Genomic DNA, 13,340 nt, shown 5'->3' with positions numbered 1-13,340 from the left:
TGCGAGAGACAGGCGGCTGGACGCTCAGGAGTGCCGAACGCTCAGCAGCGCTCAGTAGCGCTCCAGGGCCGGCGGCTCGGTGTACTCGGCGCCGGAGAGGCCGAGCGTCGCGTCGTAGGCCTTCTTGTAGTCGCCGTTCTTCTCGTGCGCCTCCAGGGCGTCGGAGACCGCGTCGCGCAGGGCCTTGTCGTCCTTGCCCATGCCGACGCCGTACGGCTCCTCGGTGAAGGGCTTGCCGACGACCTTCAGCTTCTTCGGGTTCTGCGCGGCGTAGCCCTTCAGGATCGCGTCGTCGGTGGTGACGGCGTCGACCTCGTTGTTGAGCAGCTGCTGCACGCACTCCGAGTACTTCGCCAGTTCGACGGTCTCGGCGCCGTACTTGGGCTTCTTGATCTCCTGAAGCGGGGTCGAGCCCTTGATCGAGCAGACCTTCTTGCCCTTCAGGGACGTCGGGCCCGTGATGCCCTTCTCGTCGCTGCGGACGAGGAGGTCGGCGCCGGCCTGCATGTACGGGCCCGCGAAGCCGACCTGCTTCTTGCGCTCGTCGTTGATCGTGTACGTGCCTACGTAGAGGTCGACATCGCCCTTGGAGATGGTGGTCTCGCGGACGCCGGAGTCGATCGTCTTGAAGGTGATCTGGCTGGGCTTGAAGCCGAGGTCGGCCGCGACCATCTTGGCGATCTCGATGTCGAAGCCGGAGCGCTTGCCGCTGGAGTCCTGGAAGCCCAGGTACGGCTGGTCGTCCTTGGAGCCAATGACGAGCTTGCCGGCCTTCTGGGCCTTCTTCAGGGTCGCGGAGTCGACCTTCACATCGCTCTTCACCGCGTACGTGGGCAGCTTCGGCTGGTTCTTGCCACCCGAGGCCCCGGCGGGCTTGTCACCGGCGTTGCCGGACTCGCCGCCACAGGCGGTGGCGGTCAGCGCGAGCGCGGCGACGGCGGCGGCCGCGGCGGCGGACTTACGGAGCTTCATGGTGAACATCCTTCGTGTCGGCAGATTCGGCAGTAGGGAATAAGGCAACACGCGCGCGCGGGCCGCCGGTTGCGGCCCCGCGCGGGGCGCGCGTCTAGTGGTGCAGGATCTTCGACAGGAAGTCCTTGGCCCGGTCGCTGCGCGGATTGCTGAAGAACTGGTCGGGAACGGCCTCCTCGACGATCCGGCCGTCCGCCATGAAGACGACACGGTTGGCCGCGGAGCGGGCGAAGCCCATCTCGTGCGTGACCACCACCATCGTCATGCCGTCCCGGGCGAGCTGCTGCATCACTTCCAGGACCTCGTTGATCATCTCCGGGTCGAGCGCGGACGTCGGCTCGTCGAAGAGCATCACCTTCGGGTCCATCGCCAACGCCCTTGCGATGGCGACGCGTTGCTGCTGCCCGCCGGAGAGCTGCGCGGGGTACTTGTCGGCCTGCGCGGCGACACCGACGCGGTCGAGGAGCGCACGTGCCTTGTCCTCGGCCGCCTTCTTGTCCGTCTTGCGGACCTTGACCTGCCCCAGCGTCACGTTCTCCAGCACCGTCTTGTGCGCGAAGAGGTTGAACGACTGGAAGACCATCCCTACGTCGGCGCGCAGGCGGGCCAGTTCCTTGCCCTCCTGGGGCAGCGGCTTGCCGTCGATCGTGATGTCGCCGGAATCGACGGTCTCCAGGCGGTTGATCGTGCGGCACAGCGTCGACTTGCCGGAGCCCGACGGGCCGATGACGACGACGACCTCACCTCGCGCGATGGTCAGGTCGATGTCCTGGAGCACGTGCAACGCGCCGAAGTGCTTGTTGACTCGGCTCAGTGCGACCAGTGCGTCGCCCGCAGGGGGAGTGGCGTCCTTGGTCACCGAAACTTCGGTCATCGGGGTCTTGCTCCGTCCTCCTCGGTTGGGAGGACAGTAGTAACCCCGTACGACCAGCGTCATTACATCTGAGGGGAAATTGAGCATAACGATCCGGCCGCAACCGGACACTATGCGTGAAGGGGGCGCGGGCCGCTCATACCGGCTGCGTAACGGAACACGGCCGTAACCGGAAGGCTCTTGACGTCGTCCTTACTTTTCGGAGTGGATGCCTTGGTGAACCGCGCGGGAGAGGTGAGGGGGCGTAATGAGACTGCTTCTCGTCGAGGACGACGACCACGTGGCGGGTGCCCTTTCGGCGGTCCTTTCCCGGCACGGCTTCGAGGTGCGGCATGCCCGCAGTGGTGAGGAGGCCCTCCAGGCGCTGGTGCCCGAGGCGGACGCCTTCGGTGTCGTGCTGCTCGATCTGGGCCTGCCCGACCTGGACGGCTACGAGGTGTGCGGCAGGATCCGCAAACGCACCACGACGCCCGTGATCATGGTGACCGCGCGGGCGGACGTGCGTTCGCGCATCCATGGGCTCAATCTCGGTGCGGACGACTACGTGGTGAAGCCGTACGACATAGGGGAGCTGCTCGCCCGCATCCACGCGGTGAGCCGCCGCACCGTGCAGGAGGAACCCGCCGCCGTCGACCACGAGGTGCGGTTCGGGGACGTCAGCATCGATCTGCCCACCCGTAAGGTCGTGGTCGCGGGTGAGGTGGTTCAGCTCACCCGCAAGGAGTTCGACCTGCTCGCCCTCCTGGCGCAGCGCCCGGGGGTCGTCTTCCGCAGGGAGCAGATCATCAGCGAGGTGTGGCGGACCAGTTGGGAGGGCACGGGGCGCACCCTGGAGGTGCATGTCGCCTCGTTGCGCTCCAAGCTGCGCATGCCGACCCTCATCGAGACCGTGCGGGGAGTCGGTTACCGGCTCGCCGCCCCGGCCGCGTAACAGAAGTCGTAGAGTCCTGGCGTGCGCGCCCGCCTGCTTCCGCTGCTCATCGTCCTCATGGCGGGTGTGCTGCTCGCGCTCGGTTTCCCGCTGGCCGTGAGCGTGGCCTCCGCCCAGCAGCAGAAGGTGGTCGTCGACCGCATCGACGACACCGCGCGCTTCGCCTCCCTCGCACAGTTCGTGACCACGCGCCCGGACAAGGCCGGCAAGGGCGAGAAGCTGGTGAGCGACGAGCGACAGCAGACGCTGCGCACCGAACTCGCCCGCTACCACGATGTGTACGGCATCAAGGCGGGTGTCTTCTACCGGGACGAGGAGCCCATGGGGCGCGCTCCCGGAGACTTCCGCGTGCCGCCGCCGGGCTCCGGCGGTGTGCTGCGCGCCGCCTTCGACGAGGCGCTGTACTCGCGCGGCAGCCACGACCCGCCGCAGGTGTGGCCGTGGCAGCGGGGTCGGCTGGTGGTCGCGTCACCCGTCATCCGGGACGGAGACGTCGTCGCGGTCGTGGTCACCGAGTCGCCGACCGGCGCGATGCGCAGCAAGACGCTGCGCGGCTGGCTCGTCATCGGTGCGGGTGAGGTGGCCGCGATGCTGCTCGCCGTAGGTGCCGCGCTGCGGCTGACCGGCTGGGTGCTGCGGCCCGTACGGGTGCTGGACGCGACGACGCACGACATCGCCACGGGTCGCCTCAAATCGCGGGTCGCGGCAGCCGGTGGCCCACCGGAACTCCGGCGCCTGGCACGGTCGTTCAACGAGATGGCGGACAACGTCGAGGACGTGCTCGAACAGCAGCGCGCCTTCGTCGCCGACGCCTCGCACCAGCTGCGCAACCCGCTCGCCGCCCTGATGCTGCGCATCGACGTACTGGCGCTCGAACTGCCGGAGGGGAACGAGGAGATCGGGTCGGTGAAGGCCGAGGGCAAGCGCCTCGGCCGGGTGCTCGACGACCTGCTCGACCTGGCCCTGGCCGAGCACGCCCCCGCCGACCTCCAGCTCACCGACATCGGCGAGCTGGCCGCCGAGCGGGTGGAGGCCTGGCGGCCGCTGGCGGAGGAGAAGGGCGTACGACTCGTGGCCGACTGTCCCGCGGTGACGGGCTGGGCGGATCCGGTCGCACTGTCCAGCGCCCTGGACGCCGTGGTCGACAACGCCCTGAAGTTCACGCCCGAGGGCGAGCAGGTGACCGTCACGGCCAAGGCCACCGGAGACGCGACCGTGATCGAGGTCGCGGACGGCGGTCCCGGCCTGGGCGAAGAGGAACTCGCCCGGATCGGCGACCGGTTCTGGCGCAGCGGGCGGCACCAGAACATCAAGGGCTCGGGCCTCGGCCTGTCCATCTCGCGGGCCCTGCTGACGGCGGGCGGCGGCTCCCTCGGGTACGCGCGGCGGGAACCGCACGGTCTGGAGGTGACGCTGCGGGTGCCCAGGACGGCACCGGTGCCGGTCCAGGGGGCCGTGGAGCGGGTTCGCGAGGCGAAGGGCGCGGAGGGCGGTTCGGGCCGGGAGGCGGCCGCTCAGGGCTTGACCGAGCGGTAGTAGCGGCGCGCGCCCTCGTGGAGGGTGAGCGGGTCCGTGTAGACGGCCGTTCTGAGGTCGACGAGCTGGGCCGCGTGCACCTTGGCGCCGATGTGGTCGCGGCTGTCGATGACCGTACGGGTGACGGCTTCGGTCAGCTCCGGGTCCACCCGGTCGGTCGTCACCAGCAGGTTCGCCACCGCCAAGGTGCTGACGGGCTCGCCCTGTTGGGCCGCCGGATAGGCGTCGGCGGGCATCACGGCGGCCCGGTAGTAGCGCGAGTAGCCACCCATGGCGTGCAGCTTGTCGACCAGCGAGCCGAGTTCGACGAGCCGGATCGGGGCGTCCTCCGACAGCTTCCGTACGTGGTTGGTGGGCAGGCCTCCCGACCAGAAGAACGCGTCGATCTCGCCGGACTCCAGGGCGCGCGGCATGGCGTCTATGCCGATGCCCACTTCGGTGACGTCCTTGCTGACGTCGAGGCCCGCGGCCTTCAGGATCCGCTCGGCGATCAGCCGCACCCCGGAACTCCGACCGCCCACCGCCACCTTCATGCCGCGCAGGTCGGAGACCTTCCGCACGGAGGAGGACCGCTCCACGACGAGCTGCATGTAGTCGTCGTAGAGGCGGGCGCAACCGCGCAGGCGCCCCGCGCCGGGCCGGTCCTCGGACTGGTACTTGGCGACGGCGTCCGCCGCGGCGATGGTGAAGTCGGCCTCGCCGGTGGCCACGCGCTCCACGTTCTCCCAGGAGCCCTGGCTGCCCTTGAGCGTGACCCCCAGGTCGGGCAGGTCACGGTCCACGGCCCGCTCGAGGAGCTTGCCGTACCGCTCGTAGACGCCCGTGCGCGCGCCGGTGCTGAAGGTCACCTGGCCCCGGGGCGACTGCTCGCCGATCGGCAGCAGCCACCACAACAGCAGGCCGAACACCACGAGTCCGGCCGTGGCGCCCATGAGGGCGCTGCGGCGGGTGACGCGGAGGGGCGGCTGCGGCATGGCGTGATCCTGCCAGTTGGGGGCGCGTGGTGACCAGGTTCGGAACGTCCCCTTGCGGTCACGTTCGGTGACGTCGTCGCCACGGCGTCCGCAGGACGCGGAAGGCGCCACAGAAGCACTCCGGGAACCCCATACCCTTGTTGTTATGAGCAGCAGCGACCCGCGTCCGGCCGTGGACGACCGTTCACCGAAGACATACGAAGTACGCACCTACGGGTGTCAGATGAACGTCCACGACTCCGAGCGCTTGTCGGGTCTCCTGGAGGGCGCCGGTTATGTGCGCGCCCCCGAGGGCTCCGACGGCGACGCCGACGTCGTGGTCTTCAACACGTGCGCGGTGCGGGAGAACGCTGACAACAAGCTCTACGGCAACCTCGGCCACCTCGCCCCCAAGAAGGCGGAGCGTCCGGGCATGCAGATCGCGGTGGGCGGCTGCCTCGCCCAGAAGGACCGCGACACCATCGTGAAGAAGGCGCCCTGGGTGGACGTCGTCTTCGGCACGCACAACATCGGCAAGCTGCCCGTCCTCCTGGAGCGTGCCCGCGTCCAGGAGGACGCCCAGGTCGAGATCGCCGAGTCCCTGGAGGCGTTCCCCTCCACGCTGCCCACCCGCCGCGAGAGCGCGTACGCGGCCTGGGTGTCCATCTCGGTCGGCTGCAACAACACCTGTACCTTCTGCATCGTCCCGGCCCTGCGAGGCAAGGAGAAGGACCGCAGGACGGGCGACATCCTGGCGGAGATCGAGGCCCTGGTCGGCGAGGGCGTCTCCGAGATCACGCTGCTCGGCCAGAACGTCAACGCCTACGGGAGCGACATCGGCGACCGTGAGGCCTTCAGCAAGCTGCTGCGCGCCTGCGGCGGCATCGAGGGCCTGGAGCGCGTGCGCTTCACGTCCCCGCACCCGCGCGACTTCACGGACGACGTGATCGCCGCGATGGCCGAGACCCCGAACGTGATGCCGCAGCTGCACATGCCCTTGCAGTCCGGCTCGGACACGGTCCTGAAGGCGATGCGCCGCTCGTACCGCCAGGAGCGGTTCCTGAACATCATCGAGAAGGTCCGTGCGGCGATGCCGCACGCGGCCATCACGACCGACATCATCGTGGGCTTCCCCGGCGAGACCGAGGAGGACTTCGAGCAGACGATGCACGTCGTGCGCGAGGCCCGCTTCGCCAACGCCTTCACCTTCCAGTACTCCAAGCGCCCCGGAACGCCGGCCGCCACCATGGAGAACCAGGTCCCCAAGGAGGTCGTGCAGGCCCGCTACGAGCGCCTCGTCGCCCTCCAGGAGGAGATCGCCTGGGCGGAGAACAAGAAGCAGATCGGCCGCACCGTGGACCTCATGGTCGCCGAGGGCGAGGGCCGCAAGAACGGCGCCACCCACCGCCTCTCCGGCCGCGCCCCCGACAACCGCCTCGTGCACTTCACGAAGCCCGAGGCCGAGGTGCGCCCCGGCGACGTCGTGACCGTCGAGATCACGTACGCGGCCCCGCACCACCTGCTCGCCGAGGGCGACGTCCTGAACGTGCGCCGCACGCGCGCGGGCGACGCGTGGGAGAAGCGCAACCAGGAGGAGCAGGACACGAAGCAGGGCGTGCTGCTGGGCCTCCCGAAGATCGGCGTTCCCGAGCCGCTGCCCGCGGTGACCGGGGGCTGCGCCGTCGACTGACCGGTCGACGGCCTGGTCGCCGCCTGTGGGGGCGGCGGCCGCCTTTCCCGTGCGCGGCGGGGGCGCAGTAGGCTGCCGATCATGCTTGTCGCCGCTGCCGTCTGCCCGTGTCCGCCCCTGCTCGTGCCCGAGGTCGCCGCCGGTGCGGCCCCGGAGCTTGACGCCGCGCGCGCGGCCTGCGACGAGGCGATCGCGGCACTGCTCGCGGCGGAGCCCGACCTGGTGTGGGTCATCGGAGAGGGCCCGCGGACGGGCGTTCACGAGCCGGGTGCCCGCGGCTCCTTCCGCCCCTTCGGCGTCGACCTCGACGTGCGTCTGGGCACGGCGCCGTCCGACGCCGTCGAGCCGACGCTCCCGCCCTCCCTCTCCGTAGGCGCGTGGCTGCTCGCGCGCGCGGGGTGGAGCGGTGAAGTGCGCGGCTACGAGACGGCGGGCGACGGCACGGCGTTCTCAGGCGCCGCCGACGCCGAGCGGGTGGGCTTCCTCGTCATGGGCGACGGCACGGCCTGCCGCACGCTGAAGGCCCCCGGCTACCTGGACGATCGGGCCGAGGGCGTGGACACGGCCGTCGCAGCGGCCCTGCGCGACCTCGATGCCGACGGCACGCTCGCGAACCTCGACGCGGACCTCGCCCGCGAACTGAAGATCTCCGGACGCGCCCCGTGGCAGCTCCTCAGCGCCGCCTGGGACAGGCGGGACGGCACGGGCCGCCTTCTGTACGAGGGCGCGCCCTACGGAGTGGGCTACTTCGTGGCGTCCTGGACGTAGCGCTTCACACCCACAGACGGCGACGGCCGCGAAGCCCGAGGGGCTCGCGGCCGTCGCCGTCTGTGGGTGCGCGGGGTCACGATGTCGAGGAAGGGGGCGGCGGCGGGGTGTTTCCGCCGTCCGTGTCCCTGGGGTTCTCGGCGTTCTCGCCCTCTGTCGCGGACATCCGGCCGACGGCGTCCTTCGCCTTGTCCGTGCCCATCCGGATCTGGTCGCTGTACTTGCCCTTGGTCTTCTGGTCGACCAGCCTGCCGGCCTTGTCCAGGCCCTGGTCGATCTTGTCCCCGTGCTGCTGCGCGAGGTCCGAGACCTTGTCCTTGGCAGGGCCGAACTTGGCCTTCAACGAGTCCAAGATGCCCATCGCTGCACCCTTCTGTCGCACCGAGCTCTCAGGAGCTACTTGCGGACGCCCTCGCCGGCCTCGTTGTCCGCGGCCTGCTCGGCGGACTGCTGCTTCGGGATCTCCACGCCCTCCGCCGCCGCGGCCTCGGCGCCCTCGCCGTCGGCCGGGGCCTCCGCGGCCTCCTGCTCCGCGGTGGGAGCCACGGGAGCCTCGGTGGGTCCCTCGGCGTCCTCCGCCTCCGGAGCGGCCGTCAGAGTGGCGGCCTGGGCCTCGGCGGTTGACGCCTCGTCCGCAGCGCTGGCCTTCCGGCGAAACCTGGTAAAAACGCCCATTTCAACTCCATACGTTACTCGTGTGGGCGAAATCCCGCCCTACCCGGTGCGTCCCATTGCGGAGACCGGGGCGCCGGCTCTCGAAACCGGCGGCTGGAACCTCGCAACAGGCAACGAACCCGGACCTGTGGCGTCACGTAGCTCATTCGTGAACACGTGCCCGGGTTTGCGAGACTGGGGCGGTGAGTAGCGCAGCTCCCGCCCCGCGGGTCATCGCCGTCGTCGGGCCGACCGCGGCAGGAAAGTCAGATCTAGGCGTGTTCCTGGCCAAGGAACTCGGCGGCGAGGTGGTCAACGCCGACTCCATGCAGTTGTACCGGGGGATGGACATCGGCACCGCCAAGCTGACGCCCGATGAACGCGCCGGAGTGCCGCACCACCTCCTGGACATCTGGGACGTCACCGAGGCCGCCAGCGTCGCGGAGTACCAGCGCCTCGCCCGCGCGGAGATCGACCGGCTGCTCGCGGCGGGCCGCTGGCCCGTCCTCGTCGGCGGATCGGGGCTCTACGTAAGGGGCGCCGTCGACAAGATGGAGTTCCCCGGCACCGACCCCGAGGTCCGCGCCCGCCTGGAGGACGAACTCAGACTGCGCGGCTCCGGCGCCCTGCACGCGCGCCTCGCCGCCGCCGATCCGGAGGCGGGCACGGCGATCCTGCCGAGCAACGGCCGGCGCATCGTCCGCGCCCTCGAGGTCATCGAGATCACCGGCAAACCGTTCACGGCCAACCTGCCGGGACACGACTCCGTCTACGACACGGTCCAGATCGGCGTGGACGTGGCGCGGCCCGAACTCGACGAACGCATCGCCACGCGCGTGGACCGCATGTGGGAGGCGGGTCTGGTCGACGAGGTGCGCGCGTTGGAGGCCCAGGGGCTGCGTGAGGGGCGTACGGCGTCGCGCGCGCTCGGCTACCAGCAGGTGCTCGCGGCGCTCGCGGGCGAGTGCACGCTGGACGAGGCGCGCGCGGAGACCGTCCGCGCCACCAAGCGCTTCGCGCGCCGTCAGGACTCGTGGTTCCGGCGCGACCCGCGGGTGCATTGGCTCAGTGGAGCCGTGGCGGAACGCGGGGAACTCCCGGCTCGCGCAATGTCGTTGGTCGAACGACCGGTTACAGCCTGATCACGTGATGGCATCGGGACGCTCCGGCCGTCATCCCGGCCTCTGCGAGCGTGCCATCATCGACCATCGATCGACCAGTGGAGTCCGGAGTGGGAGGGCGCGTGGCGATGGAGGCCGGCCCTCGTGACACCGCACCAGGCGGAGAGCAGCTCAGTACCGATGGCCCTGAGGCGAGCGCCGACGGCGTGATCGCCGACGGTCCGACCCCGGAGGAACTCGCCGCGCAGGACGAGGGCCAAGAGGTCGAGGTCGAGCTGCGTCCGCAGCGCAGGCTCCGCATCTGGCAGCTGGCACCCATCGTGATGCTGGCCGCGATCGGTTCCCTGATGTTCGCGTTCCCGCTGTTCTTCGAGTTCGGCGACGGCGGCGCGGTCGTCGCGATGCTCGGCCTCCTGATCAGTTCCTGCGCCGCGGGCTGGGGCATGATGGCCGCCCGCCGGGTGGGCTACACGCTGCCGGGACTGCCGCCGCGGGGCTCGGGCAACTGGCCGGACTGGCGGGTCGTGGGGGCGTACGTGGTCGTGGTCGCGGCGGTGGCCGTGCTCGCCGTGTGGCGCGTCGCACGGTTGCGCTGACCACACCGCCCACCGTCTTGTCGGACTCATCTCGTACGATCGAGAAATGAGCACCTTCCTCAAGGGTCACGGGACCGAGAACGACTTCGTGATCATCCCGGACCCGGAGAACGCCATCGCGCTCTCCCCGGCCGCCGTGGCCGCCCTGTGCGACCGCCGGGCCGGTATCGGGGGCGACGGTGTGCTCCACGTCGTGCGCAGCGCCGCGCACCCCGAGGCGCGCCACATGGCCGACGAGGCGGAGTGGTTCATGGACTACCGCAACGGCGACGGCTCGGTGGCCGAGATGTGCGGCAACGGAGTGCGGGTCTTCGCCCGCTACCTCCAGCACGCGGGGCACGTCGGCGAGGGCGACCTCGCCGTGGCCACCCGGGGCGGCGTCAAGGTGGTCCACATCGACAAGGAAGGCCTGATCACGGTCGGCATGGGCAGGGCGGCGCTCCCCGAGGGCGACGTCACGGTCAGTGTCGGCGAGCGGACCTGGCCCGCGACGAACGTGAACATGGGGAACCCGCACGCGGTCGCCTTCGTGGCCGACCTCGCGCACGCGGGCTCGCTGTACGAGGCACCCCCCTTCGCTCCGGCGAACGCATACCCGGAGGGTGTGAACGTCGAGTTCGTCGTCGACCGAGGCCCGCGGCACGTCGCCATGCGCGTGCACGAGCGGGGCTCGGGCGAGACCCGCTCCTGCGGCACCGGCGCCTGCGCCGTGGCCGTCGCGGCCGCCCGCAGGGACGGCCTGGACCCCGCGGTGACCGGGGCTCCTGTCACATACGAGATCGATCTGCCCGGAGGCAGGCTGACGATCACCGAGCGTGCGGACGGCGAGATCGAGATGACCGGTCCCGCCGTGATCGTCGCGGAGGGTCGGCTCGACACCGACTGGTTCGCGGCAATCGAAACCGTAAACCAGTGAACCTTCGCTCGAATGGGTGATCCGTTTCACGCTCGGCGAGAGCGGGACTGCGCCACGTGATGGGCTCGGTAGCATCAAGCACCGGTCCGGACGGGTGCCGCCGCCAGCCCGCCGCCGGTCGACAAAGCCGGAGGTGCTCATGAGTGCGGAGGCGACCAACCCCGCGAACCCGGGACCGATCACGCCCGGAGCGCATCGTCGGCGCAGCCGCCCCCGGATCGACCTGCGACGTCTCGGCCGGGCCGCGCTCCTCGGCCCCACCGCCCGCGGCCGCCTCCCCGACGCGATCGGCCACGTGGCGGAGGCCCACAGGGCCCACCATCCCGAGGCCGTCCTGGACCCGCTGCACCGCGCCTACGTACTGGCCGAGTCCTCGCACCGCGGCCAGATGCGCAAGAGCGGCGAGCCGTACATCACACACCCGCTCGCCGTGACGCTGATCCTGGCCGAGCTGGGCGCGGAGACCACGACACTGACGGCGTCCCTGCTCCACGACACGGTCGAGGACACCGAGGTCACGCTCAGCCAGGTGCGCGAGGAGTTCGGCGAGGAGGTCGCCTATCTCGTCGACGGCGTGACCAAGCTGGAGAAGGTCGACTACGGAGCGGCGGCCGAACCCGAGACCTTCCGCAAGATGCTGGTCGCGACCGGGAACGACGTGCGCGTCATGTCGATCAAACTCGCCGACCGCCTGCACAACATGCGCACCCTCGGCGTCATGCGCCAGGAGAAGCAGGAACGGATCGCCAAGGTCACCCGCGACGTCCTGATCCCGCTCGCCGAGCGCCTGGGCGTGCAGGCGCTGAAGACCGAGCTCGAGGACCTCGTGTTCGCGATCCTGCGTCCCGAGGAGTACGGGCAGACGCGTGAACTCATGACGGCCTACGCCCAGCGCACCGAGGACTCGCTCGCCGGGTTCGCGGCCGATCTGCGCTCGGTGCTGCGCGAGGCGGGCCTGAGCGCCGAAGTCCTCATCAGGCCGCGGCACTTCGTCTCCGTCCACCGGGTGCGGCGCAAGCGCGGCGAGATGCGCGGGGCCGACTTCGGGCGCCTTCTCGTGCTCGTGAACGAGGACGCGGACTGTTACGGCGTCCTCGGCGAACTGCACACGTGTTTCACGCCGGTGGTCTCGGAGTTCAAGGACTTCATCGCGGTACCGAAGTTCAACCTGTACCAGTCGCTGCACACCGCGGTCGCCCGCAAGGACGGCGAGGTCGCCGAGGTCCTCATCCGTACGCACCAGATGCACAAGGTCGCGGAGGCGGGCGTCGTGGCGCTCGGCAATCCGTACGCGCCCTCCGCCGAGGAGCACCTGGACACCGTGGGCGAGCGCTCCGACCCCACGCGCCCCGGCTGGCTCAACAGGCTCCTCGACTGGCAGCAGTCCGCCCCGGACACCGACACCTTCTGGTCGACGCTGCGCGAGGACCTCGCCCAGGACCGCGAGATCACCGTCTTCCGGCCCGACGGCGGCACCATCGGGCTCCCCGCCGGCGCCAGTTGCGTCGACGCCGCGTACGCGCAGTACGGCGAGGACGCCCACGCCGTCATCGGCGCGCGGGTCAACGGCCGTCTGGCGACGCTCAGTACGGTCCTCGGCGACGGTGACACGGTCCAGCTGCTGATGGCCGGGGTGGAGGGCAGCGCCGCCTCCGAGCCTTCGGTCGCCTGGCTCGACCACGCCCGTACGCCCGCCGCCCGCATCGCCATCCGCCGCTGGCTCGCCACGCACCCGGAGGGGCCGAGCGCGCCCCAGTCGCCGCCCAGAGCCCCGTACAGCGGCCCCTCGGCGCGGCCCTTCGCGGCGAACGCCGTCGTCGACCAGCCGGGTGCCACGGTGCGCCTCGCGGGCTGTTGTACGCCCGTGCCGCCCGACGAGGTGACCGGGTTCTCCGTGCGCGGCGGTGTCGTGACCGTGCACCGTGTCGCCTGCTCCGGAGTGGCGCGCATGAAGGACGCGGGGCGCGCGGAGGTCGGCGTGCGCTGGGCGGACGCGGCGGCCGCCGAGTACCGGGTGACCCTGATCGCCGAGTCGTTCAGCCGCCCCCACCTGCTCGCCGACCTGACCGAGGCCATAGCGCTGGAGGGCGTCGCCATCATCTCGGCGACCGTCGACCCGCCCGACCAGGGCCGCGTCCGGCACACGTACACGCTTCAACTCCCGGACGCCGCGCACCTCCAGGGCCTCATGCGGGCGATGCGCAACGTGCCGGGCGTGTACGACGTGGGGCGCACGCGACACGCGGCGGCGGGCGCCCTGTAGGCCCACCCGGAAACCTCGTTCGGGTGGTGCGGCGCGTGCCGCACCGTGCACCGGGGCGCGCGCTGA

General features: G+C 70.7%; 13 protein-coding genes. 8 read left to right on the top strand and 5 right to left on the bottom strand.

The features are described 5' to 3' along the window. Positions 1-51 precede the first annotated feature (51 nt). Both ACNYS0_RS12085 and ACNYS0_RS12080 read right to left on the bottom strand, forming a co-directional pair. Positions 52-972, bottom strand: coding sequence for a glutamate ABC transporter substrate-binding protein (locus tag ACNYS0_RS12085; RefSeq protein WP_422473139.1), 921 nt, complete (start codon positions 970-972; stop codon positions 52-54). Between the two features lie 94 nt (positions 973-1,066). Next, entirely contained in the window at positions 1,067-1,846 is a 780-nt protein-coding gene (locus tag ACNYS0_RS12080; protein WP_399230211.1) for an amino acid ABC transporter ATP-binding protein, read from the bottom strand. Positions 1,847-2,093: 247 nt separating this feature from the next. Here ACNYS0_RS12080 and ACNYS0_RS12075 point away from each other — a divergent pair, with 247 nt between their 5' ends. After that, positions 2,094-2,777, top strand: coding sequence for a response regulator transcription factor (locus tag ACNYS0_RS12075; RefSeq protein ID WP_422473137.1), 684 nt, complete (start codon positions 2,094-2,096; stop codon positions 2,775-2,777). 21 nt (positions 2,778-2,798) lie between these two features. Then, complete coding sequence (locus ACNYS0_RS12070) at positions 2,799-4,313, top strand: sensor histidine kinase (protein WP_422473135.1); 1,515 nt, start codon at positions 2,799-2,801, stop codon at positions 4,311-4,313. Here the strand turns inward: ACNYS0_RS12070 and ACNYS0_RS12065 are convergent. After that, positions 4,292-5,287 (bottom strand): TAXI family TRAP transporter solute-binding subunit, encoded by a 996-nt coding sequence (locus ACNYS0_RS12065; protein WP_422473133.1) that lies wholly within the window; start codon positions 5,285-5,287, stop codon positions 4,292-4,294. The genes ACNYS0_RS12070 and ACNYS0_RS12065 overlap by 22 nt on opposite strands. Before the next feature lie 145 nt (positions 5,288-5,432). Here ACNYS0_RS12065 and miaB point away from each other — a divergent pair, with 145 nt between their 5' ends. Continuing rightward, positions 5,433-6,956, top strand: a complete 1,524-nt coding sequence (gene miaB, locus ACNYS0_RS12060) for a tRNA (N6-isopentenyl adenosine(37)-C2)-methylthiotransferase MiaB (RefSeq protein WP_422473132.1) — start codon at positions 5,433-5,435, stop codon at positions 6,954-6,956. Positions 6,957-7,037: 81 nt separating this feature from the next. Then, on the top strand, positions 7,038-7,724 hold the full coding sequence (locus ACNYS0_RS12055; protein ID WP_422473131.1) for a class III extradiol dioxygenase subunit B-like domain-containing protein: 687 nt from the start codon (positions 7,038-7,040) through the stop codon (positions 7,722-7,724). Positions 7,725-7,800: 76 nt separating this feature from the next. On the opposite strand, the gene ACNYS0_RS12050 is transcribed toward ACNYS0_RS12055, so the two are convergent. Beyond that, positions 7,801-8,085 (bottom strand): antitoxin, encoded by a 285-nt coding sequence (locus tag ACNYS0_RS12050; RefSeq protein ID WP_422473129.1) that lies wholly within the window; start codon positions 8,083-8,085, stop codon positions 7,801-7,803. A 35-nt stretch (positions 8,086-8,120) separates the two neighbouring features. Next, positions 8,121-8,399, bottom strand: a complete 279-nt coding sequence (locus tag ACNYS0_RS12045; RefSeq protein WP_422473128.1) for a hypothetical protein — start codon at positions 8,397-8,399, stop codon at positions 8,121-8,123. Positions 8,400-8,581: 182 nt separating this feature from the next. Between ACNYS0_RS12045 and miaA the strand changes: the two genes are divergently transcribed. From miaA to ACNYS0_RS12025, 4 genes are all read left to right on the top strand, one after another. After that, positions 8,582-9,520, top strand: coding sequence for a tRNA (adenosine(37)-N6)-dimethylallyltransferase MiaA (miaA, locus tag ACNYS0_RS12040; RefSeq protein ID WP_422473126.1), 939 nt, complete (start codon positions 8,582-8,584; stop codon positions 9,518-9,520). Positions 9,521-9,627: 107 nt separating this feature from the next. Next, the gene (locus ACNYS0_RS12035) at positions 9,628-10,095 is read left to right on the top strand and encodes a hypothetical protein (RefSeq protein WP_422482604.1); all 468 of its coding nucleotides are present in this window, start codon (positions 9,628-9,630) and stop codon (positions 10,093-10,095) included. A 46-nt stretch (positions 10,096-10,141) separates the two neighbouring features. Further along, on the top strand, positions 10,142-11,011 hold the full coding sequence (dapF, locus tag ACNYS0_RS12030) for a diaminopimelate epimerase (RefSeq protein ID WP_422473124.1): 870 nt from the start codon (positions 10,142-10,144) through the stop codon (positions 11,009-11,011). Positions 11,012-11,150: 139 nt separating this feature from the next. After that, positions 11,151-13,274 carry a RelA/SpoT family protein gene (locus ACNYS0_RS12025; RefSeq protein ID WP_422473122.1) on the top strand — a complete coding sequence of 708 codons (2,124 nt, stop codon included), beginning with the start codon at positions 11,151-11,153 and terminating at the stop codon, positions 13,272-13,274. Positions 13,275-13,340 lie beyond the last annotated feature (66 nt).

The sequence above is a fragment of the Streptomyces anthophorae genome (assembly GCF_049310305.1).
Lineage (GTDB): Bacteria > Actinomycetota > Actinomycetes > Streptomycetales > Streptomycetaceae > Streptomyces.
This window is presented reverse-complemented; position numbering and strand designations above follow the sequence as displayed.

Bases quoted from the DNA above. Each gene is read 5' to 3' on its own strand.
- ACNYS0_RS12085 (WP_422473139.1), bottom strand. From the start codon at position 972: ATGAAGCTCCGTAAGTCCGCCGCCGCGGCCGCCGCCGTCGCCGCGCTC.
- ACNYS0_RS12080 (WP_399230211.1), bottom strand. From the start codon at position 1,846: ATGACCGAAGTTTCGGTGACCAAGGACGCCACTCCCCCTGCGGGCGAC.
- ACNYS0_RS12075 (WP_422473137.1), top strand. From the start codon at position 2,094: ATGAGACTGCTTCTCGTCGAGGACGACGACCACGTGGCGGGTGCCCTT.
- ACNYS0_RS12065 (WP_422473133.1), bottom strand. From the start codon at position 5,287: ATGCCGCAGCCGCCCCTCCGCGTCACCCGCCGCAGCGCCCTCATGGGC.
- miaB (WP_422473132.1), top strand. From the start codon at position 5,433: ATGAGCAGCAGCGACCCGCGTCCGGCCGTGGACGACCGTTCACCGAAG.
- ACNYS0_RS12055 (WP_422473131.1), top strand. From the start codon at position 7,038: ATGCTTGTCGCCGCTGCCGTCTGCCCGTGTCCGCCCCTGCTCGTGCCC.
- ACNYS0_RS12050 (WP_422473129.1), bottom strand. From the start codon at position 8,085: ATGGGCATCTTGGACTCGTTGAAGGCCAAGTTCGGCCCTGCCAAGGAC.
- ACNYS0_RS12045 (WP_422473128.1), bottom strand. From the start codon at position 8,399: ATGGGCGTTTTTACCAGGTTTCGCCGGAAGGCCAGCGCTGCGGACGAG.
- ACNYS0_RS12035 (WP_422482604.1), top strand. From the start codon at position 9,628: ATGGAGGCCGGCCCTCGTGACACCGCACCAGGCGGAGAGCAGCTCAGT.
- dapF (WP_422473124.1), top strand. From the start codon at position 10,142: ATGAGCACCTTCCTCAAGGGTCACGGGACCGAGAACGACTTCGTGATC.
- ACNYS0_RS12025 (WP_422473122.1), top strand. From the start codon at position 11,151: ATGAGTGCGGAGGCGACCAACCCCGCGAACCCGGGACCGATCACGCCC.